Origin of the sequence: Archangium primigenium, from assembly GCF_016904885.1 — a bacterium.
Lineage (GTDB): Bacteria > Myxococcota > Myxococcia > Myxococcales > Myxococcaceae > Cystobacter > Cystobacter primigenius.
This window is the reverse complement of record NZ_JADWYI010000001.1, coordinates 8,414,603-8,430,056: the sequence shown is the minus strand read 5'-3', so window position 1 is coordinate 8,430,056 and position 15,454 is coordinate 8,414,603. Positions and strand designations below refer to the sequence as shown.

Sequence of the window (15,454 nt, the reverse complement as noted above, 5' to 3'; positions counted from 1 at the left end):
GACACCGTGTCGCTGGACCGTGAGCCGGGGCTCACGCGTGGCGGGGTGGTCCCTGCGGCGGGCAGTTGGCGATGTCGGGACGGTCTGGCCGCCGGTCCTCCGGGGGCGCGGAGGCGGCGTGCGGGGCGAGCCCCAGCCTCCGGGCACTGGGCTTGTGCTCCGGCGCGATCGCGGGCCAGTGCCGGGGATCGAGGCGGGAGTCGGACGCGGGGGACTCGGCGAGGCAGCCGAACACGCCCTCGGTGCCCGACGGGGCTTCCGGCGCCCGGCGCAGCCGCTCCTGGGTCCCGGCGCGCACCGTCGGGTGCACGAGCCGCCGGGTGACGACGGGCCGCCGTCCCGGCTCGGTCGACACACGCTCCCCGACGAGGAGGACCAGGAGCAGGGCGCAGGCCACTGCCGCCAGGGCCCTGCCTCGCGCGACGGTGCGTTCGCGGCGAGGGGAGCAAAGGAGCGTCTTCATGGGCGGTGCCCTTGTCTGTACACCCCTCGTGCCGGGAATGCAGCAGACAATGGCACCGCGCCCACGCGACGCGTCGTCGGCGCTACTTCTTGGGCTGGGCCGGAGCGGGGGCCGGAGCGGCCGGGGCGCCGGTGGTGCCGCCCATGGTCGGGGCCATGGCGGCGCCCGCGCCCTGCGGGCTCAGCTTGCCGAGCAGCGCGTAGACGTGCTGACGGTGCTGGGCCACGCTCTGGGAGAGCTCGTCCACCAGCGCGGACAGCTCCGCGTCACCCGCGGCTGCCTGCTTGCCCGCGGCCAGCTTGCCGAGCACGTCGTCGTGGGCGCCCAGCTGCGCCGACAGGTAGGCGCCGTCGAACGCCTCGCCCTTGAGCGCCTTGAGCTTCTCCATCGTGGCCTTGTCCGCCGCCAGGCACTTCTTCTCCGCGTCGTTGAGCGGCTTGGGCATGTCCGCCAGCTTGAGCTTCTTGGTCTGCGCGAGCGCCTGGACCTTCTGGTCCGCGTCGGTGTGCTGACGCACCATCTGCTCGGCGAACATCTTCACGTCCGGGTTCTGGGACACCTGCTGGGCGAGCTGGCCCTGCTTGATCTCATCCTGGTTGGCGTAGTGCAGCCGCTCGAGCATCCCCTTGGCATCCGCGGGCACGACGAAGCCCTTCACGTCCGCGGTCCCCGCCTTGTCCGCCGCCATGGCCCCGCCGCTCACCGCCAGCGCTCCGGCCACCACGAACCCCTGAATCATCCGCTTCATTTGGTGTCGCTCCTGTTTACGTTGAAAAGGAATGCGCGCGCACAATGCCGAGAATCACTTGCGGTTCCATCGTCCCGCGGTCACGAGCGTGCGTTAGCACACGCTCGCCCTCCCCTCTGATGGATGGCGGACGGTTGGCTGTCCCCCCGTGCGAAGCGTTGATGCGGTTTCCATTCCGCTCGTACATCTTCAATGGCAACACGTTGGAAAGGATGTCGGAGCGTATGACGAGGGAAGTGTGGCCGGGCAATCCGTATCCCAGGGGGGCGACGTTCGACGGGGCTGGAGTCAACTTCGCGGTGTACTCGCAGGTGGCCACCCGCATCGAGGTGTGTCTGTTCGACCCGCGGAATCCCTCTCAGGAAATCGAGCGTTTCGACCTGGCGGCGACCACGGACTGTGTGTTCCACGGGTATGTGCCCGGCATGGAGCCGGGCACGCTCTATGGCCTGCGGGTGCATGGGCCGTACGAGCCGCAACATGGCCATCGGTGCAACCCCCACAAGCTCCTGGTGGACCCCTACGCCAAGGCCCTGGTGGGCGAGGTGGACTGGTCCACGCCCGTCTTCGGCTATCCGCTGGGGCACGAGCAGCAGGACCTGATGCGCGACGAGCAGGACAGCGCCGCGGGCATGCCCAAGTGCGTGGTGGTCAGCGACTTCTTCGACTGGGGCAATGACCGCTCGCCCAACGTGCCCTGGCGCAAGACGGTCATCTACGAGGCCCACGTCAAGGGGCTCACCATGCGCCACCCCAAGGTGCCCGAGAACCTGCGCGGCACCTACGCGGGCCTGGCCCATCCGGCCATCATCGAGCACCTGACGAAGCTGGGCATCACCGCCATCGAGCTGCTGCCCATCCACGAGTACGCGGACGACTCCTTCCTCGGCGAGAAGGGCCTGTCCAACTACTGGGGCTACAACACGCTGTGCTTCTTCGCCCCGGAGCAGAAGTACGCGAGCCGCAAGACGCCGGGCGCCGTGGTCAACGAGTTCAAGTCCATGGTGAAGGCGCTGCACGCGGCGGGCATCGAGGTCATCCTCGACGTCGTGTACAACCACACCTGCGAGGGCAACCACCTGGGGCCCACGCTGTCGCTCAAGGGCATCGACAACGCGTCGTACTACTGGCACATGCCGGATGCGCGCTACGACCTGGACTTCACCGGGTGCGGCAACAGCGTGAACGCCTCCAACCCCGCCGCCGCGCGGCTCATCGTGGACTCGCTCCGCTACTGGGTGGAGGAGATGCACGTGGACGGCTTCCGCTTCGACCTGGCGAGCGTGCTGGGCCGGCAGAACAAGGGCGAGTACTCGCCCAACGCCGCCCTCTTCCAGATCCTCAACCAGGACCCGGTGCTCAGCCGGGTGAAGCTCATCGCGGAGCCCTGGGACGTGGGCATGGGGGGCTACCAGGTGGGCAACTTCCCCGCGCCCTGGCGCGAGTGGAACGGCAAGTACCGCGACGCCATGCGCCGCTACTGGAAGGGGGACGAGAACCTGGTGGCCGAGGTGGGCCACCGGCTCACGGGCTCCTCGGACATGTTCCAGGGCGCGCGGCGCCGGCCCCAGGCGAGCATCAACTTCATCACCGCCCACGACGGCTTCACCCTGCACGACCTGGTCACCTACAGCCACAAGCACAACGACGCCAACGGCGAGCGCAACCGCGATGGCGCCGACGACAACCAGGCGTGGAACTGCGGCGCGGAGGGCGAGACGGACAACGTGGACATCGTCTCCTTGCGCGAGCGCCAGAAGCGCAACCTGCTCGCCACGCTCTTCCTGTCCCAGGGCGTGCCCATGCTGGTGGCCGGCGACGAGATGGGCCGCACCCAGGGAGGCAACAACAACGCCTACTGCCAGGACAACGAGTTGTCGTGGGTGGACTGGAACCTGGACGAGCGGCGCCAGTCCCTCCTGGACTTCACCGCCCGCCTCATCCAGTTCCGCCACCACCAGCCCGTGCTCCAGCGCCGCCGCTTCTTCCAGGGCGAGCACATCTGGGACAGCGAGCACAAGGACTTGACCTGGTTCAAGCCCGATGGCCGGGAGATGGACGGCGGCGACTGGCAGAAGCCCTTCGTGCGCTCGCTGGCGTTCCTCCTGGGCGGCGACGCCATCCCCTCCATGGACGAGCGCGGCCAGCGCATCATCGGGGATGCACTCCTGGTGTTGCTCAACGCGCACCACGAGCCCGTGCGCTACACCGTGCCGCCGCCCGCCGAGGGCACCCGGTGGACGGTGCAGCTGTACACCGCGGATGACGCGCTCGGGCCGGACGCGCCCGTGCCCGAGGGGCCCTTCGAGCTGACGGGCCGCTCCTTCGCCGTGTTCCGCCAGGCCAAGCAGGACTGAAGCGCCGCTCCGCCCCGCTGAACCCACACCCTCCACCCCCTTTCGGGGTGGAGGGTGTCCGCGTTTTACGGGGGTGACGGCTTTTTGGAGTGTCCTCCTGGGTGGGTGTCCGGCGTAGAATCGGGGCAAGGGAAGCCGGAGGGTGTCCGGTTTCCATCATTCCCGTGACGGTGAGTTAGGGATGGGGGCCTGCGTGCACACGTCATCATCGAACTGCCCGGTAGCGGGGCAGGAAGGCCCGACCATGAGTTCCTCCGCGGATGAGCGGCATCGCATCCTGGTGGTCGACGACAATCCCTCCATCCAGCAGGACTTCCAGCGCATCCTGGCGCGCACCGAGGATGATCGCGCGGACCTGGACGAGATGGAGTCCTTGCTCTTCGGCGCGCCGGCGCGCGTGCGCTCGGACACGACCCTCTTCGAGTTGGACTTCGCCTCGGGCGGCGAGGAGGGCGTGCGGCGCGTGCGCGAGGCGGTGCGCGCGGGGCGTCCCTACGCGCTGGCGTTCGTGGACATCCGCATGCCCCCGGGCATGGACGGCGTGGAGACGACGCTGCGCATGTGGCGCGAGTCCATGGACCTGCAAGTGGTGCTCTGCTCGGCCTACTCGGACTACTCCTGGGACGAGCTGGCGCGCCGCCTGGAGACGAGCGAGCGGCTGCTCATCCTGCGCAAGCCCTTCGACAGCATCGAGGTGCGCCAGATGGCGCACGCGCTGTGCGAGAAGTGGGAGCTCTTGCGCGCGAGCCACCAGCGGCTGGAGGACCTGGAGCTCATGGTGGCCGAGCGCACGCGGGCGCTGGCGGAGGCCAACGCGCGGCTGCTCCATGCCCAGAAGCTGGAGGCGCTCGGGCGCATGTCCGCGGGCCTGGCCCACGAGGTCAACAACCCGCTGAGCTACGTGATGTCCAACCTGCGCCACGTGCTCGACGGGCTCAAGAGCCTGCCGTGCCAGGACGAGGTGGTGGGGCGGCGCGACGAGCTGAGCGATGCGTGTCAGGACGCGCTGCTGGGCGCCGAGCGCATCGCGCGCATCGTGCAGGACGTGCGGGTGTTCGCCCGGGTGGACGAGCCGCCGCGCGACCGCGTGGAGCTGCACCGGGTGGTGGAGTACGCGCTGTCCATGGTGTCCGAGTCCCTGCGCGCGGGCATCCGCCTGGAGCGCGACTTCCACGAGGTGCCCGCGGTGCTGGGCAGCGATCACGCGCTGGGCCAGGTGTTCCTCAACCTGCTCGTCAACGCGGTGCATGCCTTGAAGGGCCGGCCGCACCCCGTGGTGCGCGTGGGGCTGCGGCGCTGGGGGGAGGATCGCGTCGCCGTGGAGGTGCAGGACAACGGCTGTGGCATCCCCAAGGAGAACCTGGGCCGGCTCTTCGAGCCCTTCTTCACGACCAAGCCCGTGGGCACGGGCACGGGCCTGGGGCTGTCCATCTGCCATGGCATCGTGACGCGCCTGGGCGGGGACATCCAGGTAGAGAGCACTCCTCAACAGGGCACCCTTTTTCGGGTGGTGTTGCCCGAGGCCCTGGGGGACGCTTTGTCGCACCCGACGGACGCCTGAGTCCGCTGTCCGAGTCGTTTCGGGTGGGGGGATGGGCGAACCATGAGAGGCAATCCGCGTGTCTGGCTGCTGCGCTGCCTGGATGAGGCCCTGCGCGCGCGTGAGCGGGGGCTGCGTGGGGACGCGCTGCGGCGCTTCCGGGTGGTGCTGGGGGCCACGAGCCTCGTGCTGCTGTTGGACCTCATCTACCTGGGGGTGATTTTCCGGCTGCCTCCCTCGCGGCAGGCCTCGCAGGCGCTGGCCGTGGGGCTCGGGCTGCTGTTGGGTGGGGCGAGCCTGGTGCTCGCGCGCCGGGGGCGCTCGTCCCAGACGCCCGCGCTCTTGCTGTGCGGCTCGCTGTCGGCGGGGATCATCCTGGCGACGCTGGCGGTGGAGCAGCCCGGCGCGGTGGTCCACGCGGCGAACATGCTGGCGCCGGCGCTGGCCGTCTACCTGCTGGGCGCGCGCCCGGGGTTCGCCTTCACGGCGCTGCACGTGTTCCACGCCGGCTTCCTGCACGAGTTCGTGCACTCGGGCTTCGGCCTGACGCGGCCCCTGTTCTCCCATCCGGAGACGTGGTGGGGCAACTTCATGGGCTGCGTGGCGCTCGTGCTCGGCTGGGCGCTGAGCTGGTTGCACAGCACCGCGAGCGAGGAGGCCCGGCGCGAGCTGGAGCACGCGCTGCGCACGCTGCGCGAGAGCGAGGGCAAGCTGCTGAGCCTCTTCGAGAGCTCGGACGACGCGGTGCTGTCGGTGGACGCGCGGCTGTGCCTGGTGATGGCCAACACGACGGCCCAGGGCCTGTTCCGCGAGGTGACGGGGGGCGCGCTCCGGCCGGGCAGCTCCGTGCCGGATCAATGTCCGCCGCCCTTGCGCGCCTGGGTCAAGGAACTCAGTGCCCAGGCGCTGACGGGCCAGCGCATGCGCGGCGAGATGGACGTGGAGATCCAGGGCGCCCGGCGCACGGTGGACGTCATCTTCACGCCGGTGTGGGAGGGCGAGCGCGTGGTGGGCCTCACGCTCTTCAGCCGCGACATCACCGAGCGCAAGCGGGCCGAGACGAAGCTGGGCGAGATGCACCGCAGCCTGCTGGACGTGTCGCGGCAGGCGGGCATGGCGGAGATCGCCACGGGGGTGCTGCACAACGTGGGCAACACGCTCAACAGCGTGAACGTGTCGGTGAACCTGGTGGTGGAGCGGCTGCGCGCCACGCGGGCCGCGGGGCTCGAGCGCTGCGTGGCGCTCTTGCGCGAGAACGCCTCGCGGCTGTGCGCCTTCTTCACCGAGGACCCGCGGGGCCAGCAGCTGCCCTCCTACCTGGAGGCCCTGGCGCTGCAATTGTCCCAGGAGCGCGCCACGGTGATGGAGGAGATGCGGCGGCTGAGCGAGAGCGTGGACCACATCAAGTCCGTGGTGAGCATGCAGCAGCGCCACGCGCGCATCAGTGGGGTGCTGGAGCACGTGGCCGTGCCCTCGCTCATCGACGACGCCCTGCGGCTGCACGCCGTGTCCTTCGAGCGCCTGGGCATCGTGCTCAAGCGCGACTACGCGAGCGCCGTGCCGACGGTGCTGGTGGACCGGCACAAGCTGCTGCAAATCCTGGTGAACCTCTTGAGCAACGCGCGCCACGCCCTGTTGGAGCGCACGGGGGAGGACCGGCAGCTCACCTTGAAGGTGGCGCGCGCCGGGGCCCGGTTGAACATCTCCGTGAGCGACAACGGGGTGGGCATCGCGCCGGAGACGCTCCACCGCCTGTTCACCCAGGGCTTCACCACCAAGCGCGACGGGCATGGCTTCGGGCTGCACATCAGCGCCCTGGCGGCCCGGGAGATGGGGGGCCAGTTGTCCGGAGCGAGCGAGGGCCGCTCCCACGGCGCCACCTTCACCCTGGAGCTGCCCCTGGTGGCGCCGGACATGTCCGGCCCGCGCGCCTAGTCCAAATCCGAAGTCCAGGGCCCGCGGCGCGTGGGCTCGCCGAGCGCCACGGCGAGCGCCTGGAGGAAGTGCCGGCGCGGCCAGTGCTGGGCGCCAAAGCGCGCCAGGTGCTCGGTCTCCACCTGGCAGTCGATGAAGTGGAAGCCCCAGGCCTGAAAGCGCGTGACGGCCGTGGCGAAGGCGACCTTGGAGGCGTCCGGCGCGTGGGCGAACATGCTCTCGCCGAAGAAGGCCGCCCCGAGCGACACGCCGTAGAAGCCGCCCACGAGCGTGCCGCCGGACCAGGCCTCCACCGAGTGCGCGTAGCCGCGCGCGTGCAGCTCGATGTAGGCCGCGCGCATGTCGTCGGTGATCCACGTGCCGTCCTGGCCGGGCCGGGGCACCTGGGCGCAGGCGGTGATGACGTCGGCGAAGGCGGTGTCCCAGCGCACGTCGTAGACGCGGGCGTTGAGCGCCTTGCGCAGCGAGCGGCCCACGTGCAGCTTCGCGGGCTCCAGCACGAAGCGCGGGTCGGGCGAGTGCCACAGCACGGGCTGGCCCGGGTTGTACCAGGGGAAGATGCCGCGGGAGTACGCGGCGAGCAGCCGCTCGGGGCTCAAGTCTCCGCCCACGGCGAGCAGGCCGGAGCGGTCCGCGCGCTCCGGAGGAGGGAACAGCTCCGGGTCGTCTCCGAGCAGGTAGATGGGCACTTACCGCGACACGTTGAGCTTCACGTCTCCCGACAACGAGTAGGGGATGCGCACGCGCGGGCCCGTGAGCTCGCCCGCGACCTCGTACGGCAGCGTCCCCTTGGCGATGAGCGCCCGCACGTCCTTGCCCCACGTCTCCTTCGTCACCGCCAACTCCACGGGATACACCCCGGTGGCCGCCGCGTCCACGGTGTCGTGCTCGGCGCGCACGCCGTGGCCCAGCTCCCGGCCCTGGATGCGCAAGCGCCAGCTCAGCCCGTCCAGCCGCAGCGCGAAGGGGTTGGGGTTGTCCACGCCCAGGCGCAGCACCAGGTCCACCTGCTCGTTGGAGTAGCGCGCGCCCTCCACGGACACCACCTTCACCCGCGGCAGCCGGGGGCCGCGCACCTGGCGGGACGCGGCGAAGGGCACGGTCTGCACGGCGCCGCCCGCGCGCACCGTGAGCGTGCCGCGCAGGGCCACGAGCACCGAGCCGCCCTTCTGGCTGAGCGCCGCGAGCGCCTCGGCGGAGTCCACGTAGGCGGCGCGCGCCGGGAAGGAGAAGGGCGTGGCGGCGCCCGGGGCGAGCGTCACCTGGAGGGGCGCCGTGCCCCGGTCCACCACCTGCCCGTCGGACACGAATTCGTAGTCGGCCTTCTCCAGCACGGCGGGGCCGGGGCTGGTGAGCTGGCCCGAGTAGCGCAGCTCCAGGTCGGCCAGCCCCTGCTCTCCCACGGCCGTCTCCTCGGCGGCGAGCGAGACGGGCCCCACGGGGACGGGGGGGGGCGGGGTGGCACACCCGACGAGCCAGGCGGCGAGCGTCAGGAGGTGGACGGTGGCACGCGGGGCGAAGCGCATGACGGCAGCCTGCGGCGCGGCGGGGGCTGCTCTCAAGCGCATTTGCGGTACACTGTTGACTACACGTGGCCTCCGTCCGCCCCAACCTCAACAAGGCGCTGCGCGCCCTGATTCGCGACATCGCCGCGAAGATGCCCGAGTTCGCCCACGTGAAGGCGAGCCGCATCCTGGTGGTGGCGGGTGAGGCCCGGCGCGCCTCGCGGGGGACGGTCAAGCCCTTGTGCTTCCGGGGTGGGCGCTGCGTGGACCGCAAGGGCCGCCGCAAGCCCGTCATCCGGCTCAAGGGCAGGCGGATGCTCTACTGCATCACCCTCCGGCCGCTCTTCTTCCGGGCGTCCACGCCCCGGGGCCGCATCCAGACGGTGATGCACGAGCTCTTCCACATGTCGCGGCGCTTCGACGGCACGCTGCACGCCGGGCGGCGGCACTCGGTCTTGGGCAAGGACTTCGGCGCGCGCCTCAAGCCGCTCGTGTCGCGCTACTTGAAGCAGTGTCCGCCCGAGCTGCTCGTGGCCTTCGCCCACTCGGGCGAGGCGCGCGTGCTGCAGTGGCTGGAGCGGCCCGGGCCCGCCTACGTGCCGGGCACGCCCCGGGTGCGCAGGGTGTACACCGAGGAGCAGCTCTACCTGGGGGTTACCCGCATGGTGACGCGTCGGCCCTCGGCCAGCGCGCGGCTCGCCAAGGCGCGGCGCAAGGAGCGGGTGGAGAAGGAGCGGGTGCACTGAGCCCCCGCGGGCCGTTCAGTTGAGGTAGCGCGGGCGGGAGGGCGCGGGCGGCGCGTCCGGCTGGGCATTGAGCATCTCCAGGCCCTGGCGCGTGAGCAGGAAGCGCACCGTGCCCGAGCCCCGCTCGGTCTCGATCTCCGCCTCGAAGGCGGGTCCGACGAGCGTGCCCATCTGCACGTCCTGGCGCAGGTTGCGCACCGTGCCGGTGAGGAGGTCGCCCGCCACGCGCTGCTCGGAGCCGCCGTGCCGGTAGAGCTCGAAGGCCGCCTGGTGCAGGGTCATGGCCAGCGAGGGCGTCAGCGGCTGCGAGCTGAACAGGACCGAGATGAGGACCCAATAGGGAGGGGACTGTTCCGCCATCCCCGGCACTCTAGCCCCAGGCGCCACCCGGGCCCCACACGTTTCCCGTCCGACGCTCCGGGGCCTGACACGGCGTGGGGGAGGGCCCCGGCTCGCCTGCCCGGGGGAAAGGCGCTAGAGCCCGTGTCCGCCTCATCTCTTTTTTCTGGAGGACCCGATGCTCAAGAAGAAGACCCCTGGTGGCCTGTTGTTCCTGGCGTGGACCCTGGCCCTGGCGGGCGCGCCGGCGGCGCTCGCCGGACCGCTCGATGGCAACAGCGGTGACGTGATGTTGCAGGGCTTCCACTGGACGTCCTACCAGAGCAAGCCCTGGTGGAGCGTGGTGCAGGGCAAGGCGTCGGACATCGGCGCCAGTGGCTTCTCCATGGTGTGGCTGCCGCCCTCCAGCGACGCGGCCTCCAGCGAGGGCTACCTGCCCCGGAAGCTGGAAGTGCTCGACAGCCAGTACGGCACCGAGGCGCAGCTCAAGTCGGCCATCGGCGCGCTGCACACCTACAACGTGAAGGCCATCGCGGACATCGTCATCAACCACCGCGTGGGCACCACCAACTGGGCGGACTTCACCAACCCCACGTGGGGCTCGTGGGCGGTGACGCGGGGGGACGAGTGGACGGGGGCCACGGGGGCCGCGGACACGGGGGATGGCTACGGCGCCGCGCGTGACCTGGACCACACGAACACCACCGTGCAGAGCGGCATCACCACGTGGATGAACGGCCTGAAGTCCAAGACGGGCTACGACGGCTGGCGCTACGACTACGTGAAGGGCTACGCGGGCCGCTACGTGGGCCAGTACAACACCGCCACCGTGCCCTACTTCTCCGTGGGCGAGCTGTGGACGGACCTGAACCTGGACAACCCCAACCCCCACCGCCAGCAGCTGATGAACTGGATCGACGCCGCCGGGGGCAAGTCGGCCGTGTTCGACTTCACCACCAAGGGGCTCCTGCAGCAGGCCGTGCAGTACAACCAGTTCTGGCGGCTCAAGGACAGCGAGGGCAAGCCCGCGGGCGCCATCGGCTGGTGGGCGGCCAAGTCCGTCACCTTCGTGGACAACCACGACACGGGCCCGAGCACGGGCGGCACGAGCCAGAACCACTGGCCCTTCCCGAGCGACAAGGTGATGCAGGGCTACGCCTACATCCTCACCCACCCGGGCGTGCCGTGCGTCTACTGGGTGCACTTCTACGACTGGGGCCACAAGGCGGCCATCACCAAGCTGATGTCCGTGCGCAAGGCCAAGGGCATCCACTCCTCGTCCGCGGTGAGCATCCAGGTGGCGGACACCAGCCGCTACGCGGCGATCATCACCGGCACCAAGGGCAGCGTGGCGATGAAGGTGGGCCCCGGGGACTGGTCGCCCGGCACGGGCTGGACGCTGGAGACCTCGGGCACCAACTACGCCGTGTGGTCGCGCTAGCCCCGCGGGGATGAGCTGGAGCGGCCCCGGTGTTAGGGTCGCGGGACCAGGAGAGCCGCGCGCCATGGCGATGATCCAATTCACCCGCAACTACACCGACCGCTCCAACGACTACGGCTTCCAGTTCGAGTTCCACTGCGACAAGTGCGGCAACGGCCACATGTCGCCCTTCATCGCGAACAAGGCGGGAATGGCCTCGAGCTTCCTCAAGGCGGCGGGCTCCTTCTTCGGGGGCTCGCTGTCGCGCGTGGCCTACGCGGGGGACCACGTGAAGGACGCCCTGCGCGGCGGGGCGTGGGACGACGCCTACGGCCAGGCGGTGGGCGAGGCCAAGCAGCACTTCAAGCACTGCACGCGCTGCGGCCACTGGGTCTGTCCCCAGGTGTGCTGGAACGCGGCCCGGGGCCTGTGCGAGGACTGCGCGCCGGACCTCCAGGAGGAGGCCGCCCACATCCAGTCCCGGGTGGCCGTGGAGCAGGCCTGGCAGAAGGCGCGCGAGGCGGATCAGGTGGGCGCGCTGGACTTGAAGACGCACCAGTCGGCGGCGGCCGCGTCGTGTCCGCACTGCCAGGCCCGGGTGGAGGGCGGGAAGTTCTGTGGCGAGTGCGGCAAGCCGCTCGCGCGCGCCAAGGCCCACTGCACCGAGTGCGGCGTGGAGATGAAGCCCCAGGCGCGCTTCTGCTCGGAGTGCGGCACGGCGCGCGGCGGCTAGGGGCGCGCGCTACTTGCGCTTGGGGCGCCCGGGCGTCTTCTTGGCCGCGGGCTTCGCGGGCCTGGCGGGCGTCTTGGCCGTGGAGGCGCGGCGGCGCGGGGCGCCTCCCACGGGCTTGCCCTTGCGGTCGAAGAACGCGTCGAGCAGCTCGCTGCCCGTGAGGAACCCGGGCGTGGAGGGCGCCGGCGACACGTAGACGTGGCCCTGCTCGTCCTGGCGCAGCACGAACACCTCGTCCTGCTCCAGGCCCGGCAGCAGCATGGCCGAGTGCGTGGTGGCGATGAACTGCAGCCGGGGAAAGAGGCCCTTGAGCGTGGCGATGAGCGACGTCTGCCAGTGCGGGTGCAGGTGCAGATCCAGCTCGTCCACCAGCACGAGGCCCTCCATGCGCTCGGGCGCCACGGGCTTGCCTGCCTCCAGGAGCACGTGGCCGATGAGATCCGCCAGCCAGGCGATGGCGCCCTGGTAGCCCCGCGACAGCCACGTGGCGGGCAGCTTCACGCGCTGGCCCCCGAGGTTGAACTCGAAGCGGTGGGCCTCCAGCAGGTCCTGCCGCGTGCGCACCACGCCGTGGCTCTGCAGCTCCAGGTCCACCACGCCCGGCAGCAGGTTGCCCTCCAGGAGCACCTGCTTGAGCAGCCGCGTATAGGCCTTGGCCTGCGTCGACTCGAACACGTCGGCGAAGCCCGTGGCGATGAGGCCGCCCTGGTCGAACAGGTTCGCCATGCGCTGCTTGAGCGGGTCGGACAGGCCCTCCACGTGCAGCGAGTGCGGCCGGGGCAGGGTGCGCGCCGTGCCGTAGCCCGCGACGAACCAGCCCGGCAGCTGCGTGCGGCGCGCCTCGCGCACCGGATCGAACACCTGCGTGTGCTCCACGCCCACGTAGCGCGAGCTGCCCACCAGTTCGCGCCAGGTGCTCTTGGCCGCGATGGAGCTGCGCAGGTACGGGGGCAGCGAGTGCCGCGTGTCCAAGCCCGGATAGGTGCGCGCCTTGTGCCCTTCCGTGCCGAAGGTGAACTCGGCGCCGATGAGCATCAGCTCGCTCGTGGGCTGACGCCGGTCCGGCAGGCTCGTCACGTCCGCGAGCTCACTGCCCAGGGACGAGCCGCTCGCCGCGAGCGCGATGGCCTGGAGGATGGCCGTCTTGCACAACCCGTTCTCCCCCACGAAGACGGTCCACGGTCGGACCTCTCCGTCCGGACGGGTGAAGGAGAGTTCGACCTCCCGCAGGAGCTTGAGGTTCTGGAGCGTCAGGCTGCGCAGGTACATGTATTCCCACCATATCCCCACCCGACCCACTTGTGGGGAATTCAGGGCAGTGAGACATCCACCTCCAGGGTGGCCCCGGGGCGTAGCACCACCGCGCGCTCGCCCTGGAGCCCGTCCTGGGTGCGCACCCGGAGCAGGGCGGGGCCCGCGGGCACGTCCCGGACCTGGAAGCGCTCGCCGGAGAACTCCCAGGGGCCGGGCTTCTGGGCGAGCGGGACGAACTGCTCGGGCTCCAGGGTGAGGGTGAAGCCCTGGACGGGCGCGCCCGTCCGCACCACCCGGCCACTCAGGGTGGCCCCGGGCGCGAGCCGCACGTCCGCCCCCTGCAGGCCCGTGCGCACGCCCGCGAGCTGCCCCCGGCGCCCGCCGTTGGCCGCCTGCAACTGGAGTCGCTCCAGGCTGGCGCGCTCCGGCAGGAGGTTGATCTGGAAGCGGCCCTCGCCGTCCGTCCAGGTCGCGCCGATGATCTCCCGCTCCTCTCCGTCGGTGAAGGCCAGGACGAGGGCGCTCGGCGAGGGCGCGCCGTCCGGTTCGAGGACCCGGCCCCCCACCTCGCCCGTGCTCTGGGCCGCCTCGCGCCAGAGCAGCTCGGCCCGGGTCGTGCTCCCCGCCCGGACCTCGATGCGCTCGGCGGGGCTCGCCGCGCGTGTGCTCGCGAGCGCCACCTGATAGCTGCCCGGAGCGAGCACCAGCCGGAAGGCGCCCGCCGCGTCCACCGGGGTGCCGCGGCGCTCGGACCAACCCGGCCCGTGGCGCTCGGTGGGGGTGGCCGTCACCTCCAGGGGCTCGTCGGGCAGGCGGCCGCGCACCACGCCTTCGACCACCCCCGTGGTCTCCAGGGTGAAGTCCACCCGGGCCGGGCCGCTGTCGCCCACCTCCACCGGGCGCACCATGCCCTGGGTCGCGCCGTCCCGGCGGGCGACGAGCCGCTGGGGGCCGGGCGTCACGCCCTCGAGCCGGTAGTGGCCCTCGGCGTCGGTCCGGGTCTCCACGGCCGGCGTGTCCAGCGGGTCCTGCCGCGGGAAGGCGAGCACCCGCGCGCCCTCCACGGGTCGGCCCTCTGGGTCCCGCACGTGGCCCTCCACCGAGCCCAGGCCCCCGAGCGTCACGTCCAGGGTGAAGTGCTCCCGGCCGCGCAGCATCACCCCCCGGCGCAGCACGGTGGCGAAGCCCTGGGCGCCCACCACCACGTCATAGGCGCCCGACGCGAGCCCCCGCACCTGGAAGCGGCCGTCCGCGTCCGTCGAGGCGCGGCCCAGGTCGCCGTTGCCGCCCAGGGGGCTCACGTCCACGCGCGCCTGCGCCACCGGCGCGCCCGAGGCCTTGGCCCACACGCGCCCCTCCAGCACGGCGCCGGGCCCGAGCTGCAGCCGTACACCCCGCACCGTCATGCCCGCGCTCACCACCACGGGCGTCTCCAGGGCCCCTGCCTCCTCGCCCCGCCGCGCCATCACCGTGTAGGCGCCCGCTTCCACCTCGCCGGAGAAGCCACCGCCCTCGCCCGTGACGAGCTGCTGCGCCGTCTTGCCGCCCAACTGGACCTCGGCGCCCGCGGCCGGCTCGCCCCGCGCGTCCACGACGAAGCCCTCGATGATACCCGCGGCCTGGAGCGCCACCTCCAGGGGCTTGCCCGCGGGCACCTTCACCTGCTCGATCACCGTGAGCGCGTAGCCGGGGGTGTCCGCCTCCAGCCGCCAGACGCCCGGCGCGAGTCCGTCCACGCGGAACAGGCCCCGCTCGTTGCTCGTGACCTGGACGCGCTCGTCCTCGGGCAGCTCGGGCTGGAGCCAGAACGCGAGCTCCGCGGAGCGCCGCGCCAGGACGAGCCGCACCAGGGGCAGGGGCTCGCGGGTCGTGCCCACCACCGTGCGCCCCTCGAGCCGCACGCCCGGCTCCACCTGGAGCACCACGCGGGTGCGGGCCTCCGCCTGGGGTCGCACCACGTCCCGCACGAGCGGCGCATGCCCCTCCACGCGCACCGACACCAGGTAGTCTCCCGGCCCCGCCGCGAGCACCACCCGTCCCGCCGCGTCCGTGAGGCCTTCCCCGACACGCCACCAGATGAATGTCCCCAGGTTGGGATCCCTCGGGCCGCGCCGGTACAGCCGCGCGGGCGCGCCGGGCACGGGCCGCTCCCCCTCGCGCACCTCCACCTCGAGCACGCCGTCCGCCGCGGTGGGGGTGTCGGGGGTCGAGGGGGACGCGTCAGGGTCCCGGGCCTCGCGGGGGCGGGCGGCGACCGGGGCCCGGGGCGTCCGGGGACCTGACGCTTCCGCGCCCTCGGGGTCCTGCTCCGGCGTGCCTCCGGTCAGACGCCAGAGGGCGAGCAGCATCAGGACGCCGACGGCCAGCAGCGCTCCCCATCGCAACCGCCCACGCATCAGGTGCTCCTTTCCTTC

The 15,454-nt window shown here is 71.6% G+C and carries 13 protein-coding genes; 6 read left to right on the top strand and 7 right to left on the bottom strand.

The features are described 5' to 3' along the window. Positions 1 to 31: 31 nt before the first annotated feature. Together I3V78_RS34665 and I3V78_RS34660 are read right to left on the bottom strand one after the other, a co-directional pair. The gene (locus I3V78_RS34665; RefSeq protein WP_204494564.1) at positions 32 to 355 is read right to left on the bottom strand and encodes a hypothetical protein; all 324 of its coding nucleotides are present in this window, start codon (positions 353 to 355) and stop codon (positions 32 to 34) included. Positions 356 to 545: 190 nt separating this feature from the next. Then, positions 546 to 1,211 (bottom strand): DUF4142 domain-containing protein, encoded by a 666-nt coding sequence (locus I3V78_RS34660; RefSeq protein WP_204494563.1) that lies wholly within the window; start codon positions 1,209 to 1,211, stop codon positions 546 to 548. A 224-nt stretch (positions 1,212 to 1,435) separates the two neighbouring features. On the opposite strand from I3V78_RS34660, the gene glgX reads away from it, so the two are divergent. From glgX to I3V78_RS34645, 3 genes are all read left to right on the top strand, one after another. Further along, a complete protein-coding gene (gene glgX, locus I3V78_RS34655) occupies positions 1,436 to 3,568 on the top strand; it encodes a glycogen debranching protein GlgX (protein WP_204494561.1) in 2,133 nt (710 codons plus the stop codon). Positions 3,569 to 3,812: 244 nt separating this feature from the next. Beyond that, positions 3,813 to 5,129, top strand: coding sequence for a hybrid sensor histidine kinase/response regulator (locus tag I3V78_RS34650; protein ID WP_204494558.1), 1,317 nt, complete (start codon positions 3,813 to 3,815; stop codon positions 5,127 to 5,129). Positions 5,130 to 5,171: 42 nt separating this feature from the next. Then, complete coding sequence (locus tag I3V78_RS34645; RefSeq protein WP_204494556.1) at positions 5,172 to 7,043, top strand: ATP-binding protein; 1,872 nt, start codon at positions 5,172 to 5,174, stop codon at positions 7,041 to 7,043. Here the strand turns inward: I3V78_RS34645 and aat are convergent. Together aat and I3V78_RS34635 are read right to left on the bottom strand one after the other, a co-directional pair. Then, positions 7,040 to 7,732, bottom strand: a complete 693-nt coding sequence (gene aat, locus I3V78_RS34640) for a leucyl/phenylalanyl-tRNA--protein transferase (RefSeq protein WP_204494553.1) — start codon at positions 7,730 to 7,732, stop codon at positions 7,040 to 7,042. The genes I3V78_RS34645 and aat overlap by 4 nt on opposite strands. Then, the gene (locus tag I3V78_RS34635) at positions 7,733 to 8,569 is read right to left on the bottom strand and encodes an LEA type 2 family protein (RefSeq protein ID WP_204494551.1); all 837 of its coding nucleotides are present in this window, start codon (positions 8,567 to 8,569) and stop codon (positions 7,733 to 7,735) included. A 65-nt stretch (positions 8,570 to 8,634) separates the two neighbouring features. On the opposite strand from I3V78_RS34635, the gene I3V78_RS34630 reads away from it, so the two are divergent. Continuing rightward, positions 8,635 to 9,294 (top strand): hypothetical protein, encoded by a 660-nt coding sequence (locus tag I3V78_RS34630; protein WP_204494549.1) that lies wholly within the window; start codon positions 8,635 to 8,637, stop codon positions 9,292 to 9,294. Between the two features lie 15 nt (positions 9,295 to 9,309). On the opposite strand, the gene I3V78_RS34625 is transcribed toward I3V78_RS34630, so the two are convergent. Continuing rightward, entirely contained in the window at positions 9,310 to 9,654 is a 345-nt protein-coding gene (locus I3V78_RS34625; RefSeq protein WP_204494546.1) for a hypothetical protein, read from the bottom strand. 157 nt (positions 9,655 to 9,811) lie between these two features. On the opposite strand from I3V78_RS34625, the gene I3V78_RS34620 reads away from it, so the two are divergent. After that, a complete protein-coding gene (locus I3V78_RS34620) occupies positions 9,812 to 11,074 on the top strand; it encodes a glucan 1,4-alpha-maltotetraohydrolase domain-containing protein (RefSeq protein ID WP_204494544.1) in 1,263 nt (420 codons plus the stop codon). A gap of 64 nt (positions 11,075 to 11,138) precedes the next feature. Then, the gene (locus I3V78_RS34615) at positions 11,139 to 11,786 is read left to right on the top strand and encodes a zinc ribbon domain-containing protein (protein WP_204494541.1); all 648 of its coding nucleotides are present in this window, start codon (positions 11,139 to 11,141) and stop codon (positions 11,784 to 11,786) included. Between the two features lie 9 nt (positions 11,787 to 11,795). Here the strand turns inward: I3V78_RS34615 and I3V78_RS34610 are convergent, their stop codons facing one another. Together I3V78_RS34610 and I3V78_RS34605 are read right to left on the bottom strand one after the other, a co-directional pair. Then, entirely contained in the window at positions 11,796 to 13,055 is a 1,260-nt protein-coding gene (locus tag I3V78_RS34610) for an AAA family ATPase (protein ID WP_204494539.1), read from the bottom strand. Positions 13,056 to 13,096: 41 nt separating this feature from the next. Continuing rightward, positions 13,097 to 15,436: a carboxypeptidase-like regulatory domain-containing protein gene (locus I3V78_RS34605; protein ID WP_204494537.1), complete on the bottom strand. Its 2,340-nt coding sequence runs from the start codon at positions 15,434 to 15,436 to the stop codon at positions 13,097 to 13,099. Positions 15,437 to 15,454 lie beyond the last annotated feature (18 nt).

What these genes read in the sequence shown, in the direction of transcription:
- I3V78_RS34645 (WP_204494556.1), top strand. Translation starts at nt 5,172, where the DNA reads ATGAGAGGCAATCCGCGTGTCTGGCTGCTGCGCTGCCTGGATGAGGCC.
- I3V78_RS34615 (WP_204494541.1), top strand. Translation starts at nt 11,139, where the DNA reads ATGGCGATGATCCAATTCACCCGCAACTACACCGACCGCTCCAACGAC.
- I3V78_RS34650 (WP_204494558.1), top strand. Translation starts at nt 3,813, where the DNA reads ATGAGTTCCTCCGCGGATGAGCGGCATCGCATCCTGGTGGTCGACGAC.
- glgX (WP_204494561.1), top strand. Translation starts at nt 1,436, where the DNA reads ATGACGAGGGAAGTGTGGCCGGGCAATCCGTATCCCAGGGGGGCGACG.
- I3V78_RS34620 (WP_204494544.1), top strand. Translation starts at nt 9,812, where the DNA reads ATGCTCAAGAAGAAGACCCCTGGTGGCCTGTTGTTCCTGGCGTGGACC.
- I3V78_RS34635 (WP_204494551.1), bottom strand. Translation starts at nt 8,569, where the DNA reads ATGCGCTTCGCCCCGCGTGCCACCGTCCACCTCCTGACGCTCGCCGCC.
- I3V78_RS34625 (WP_204494546.1), bottom strand. Translation starts at nt 9,654, where the DNA reads ATGGCGGAACAGTCCCCTCCCTATTGGGTCCTCATCTCGGTCCTGTTC.
- I3V78_RS34610 (WP_204494539.1), bottom strand. Translation starts at nt 13,055, where the DNA reads ATGTACCTGCGCAGCCTGACGCTCCAGAACCTCAAGCTCCTGCGGGAG.
- I3V78_RS34605 (WP_204494537.1), bottom strand. Translation starts at nt 15,436, where the DNA reads ATGCGTGGGCGGTTGCGATGGGGAGCGCTGCTGGCCGTCGGCGTCCTG.
- I3V78_RS34660 (WP_204494563.1), bottom strand. Translation starts at nt 1,211, where the DNA reads ATGAAGCGGATGATTCAGGGGTTCGTGGTGGCCGGAGCGCTGGCGGTG.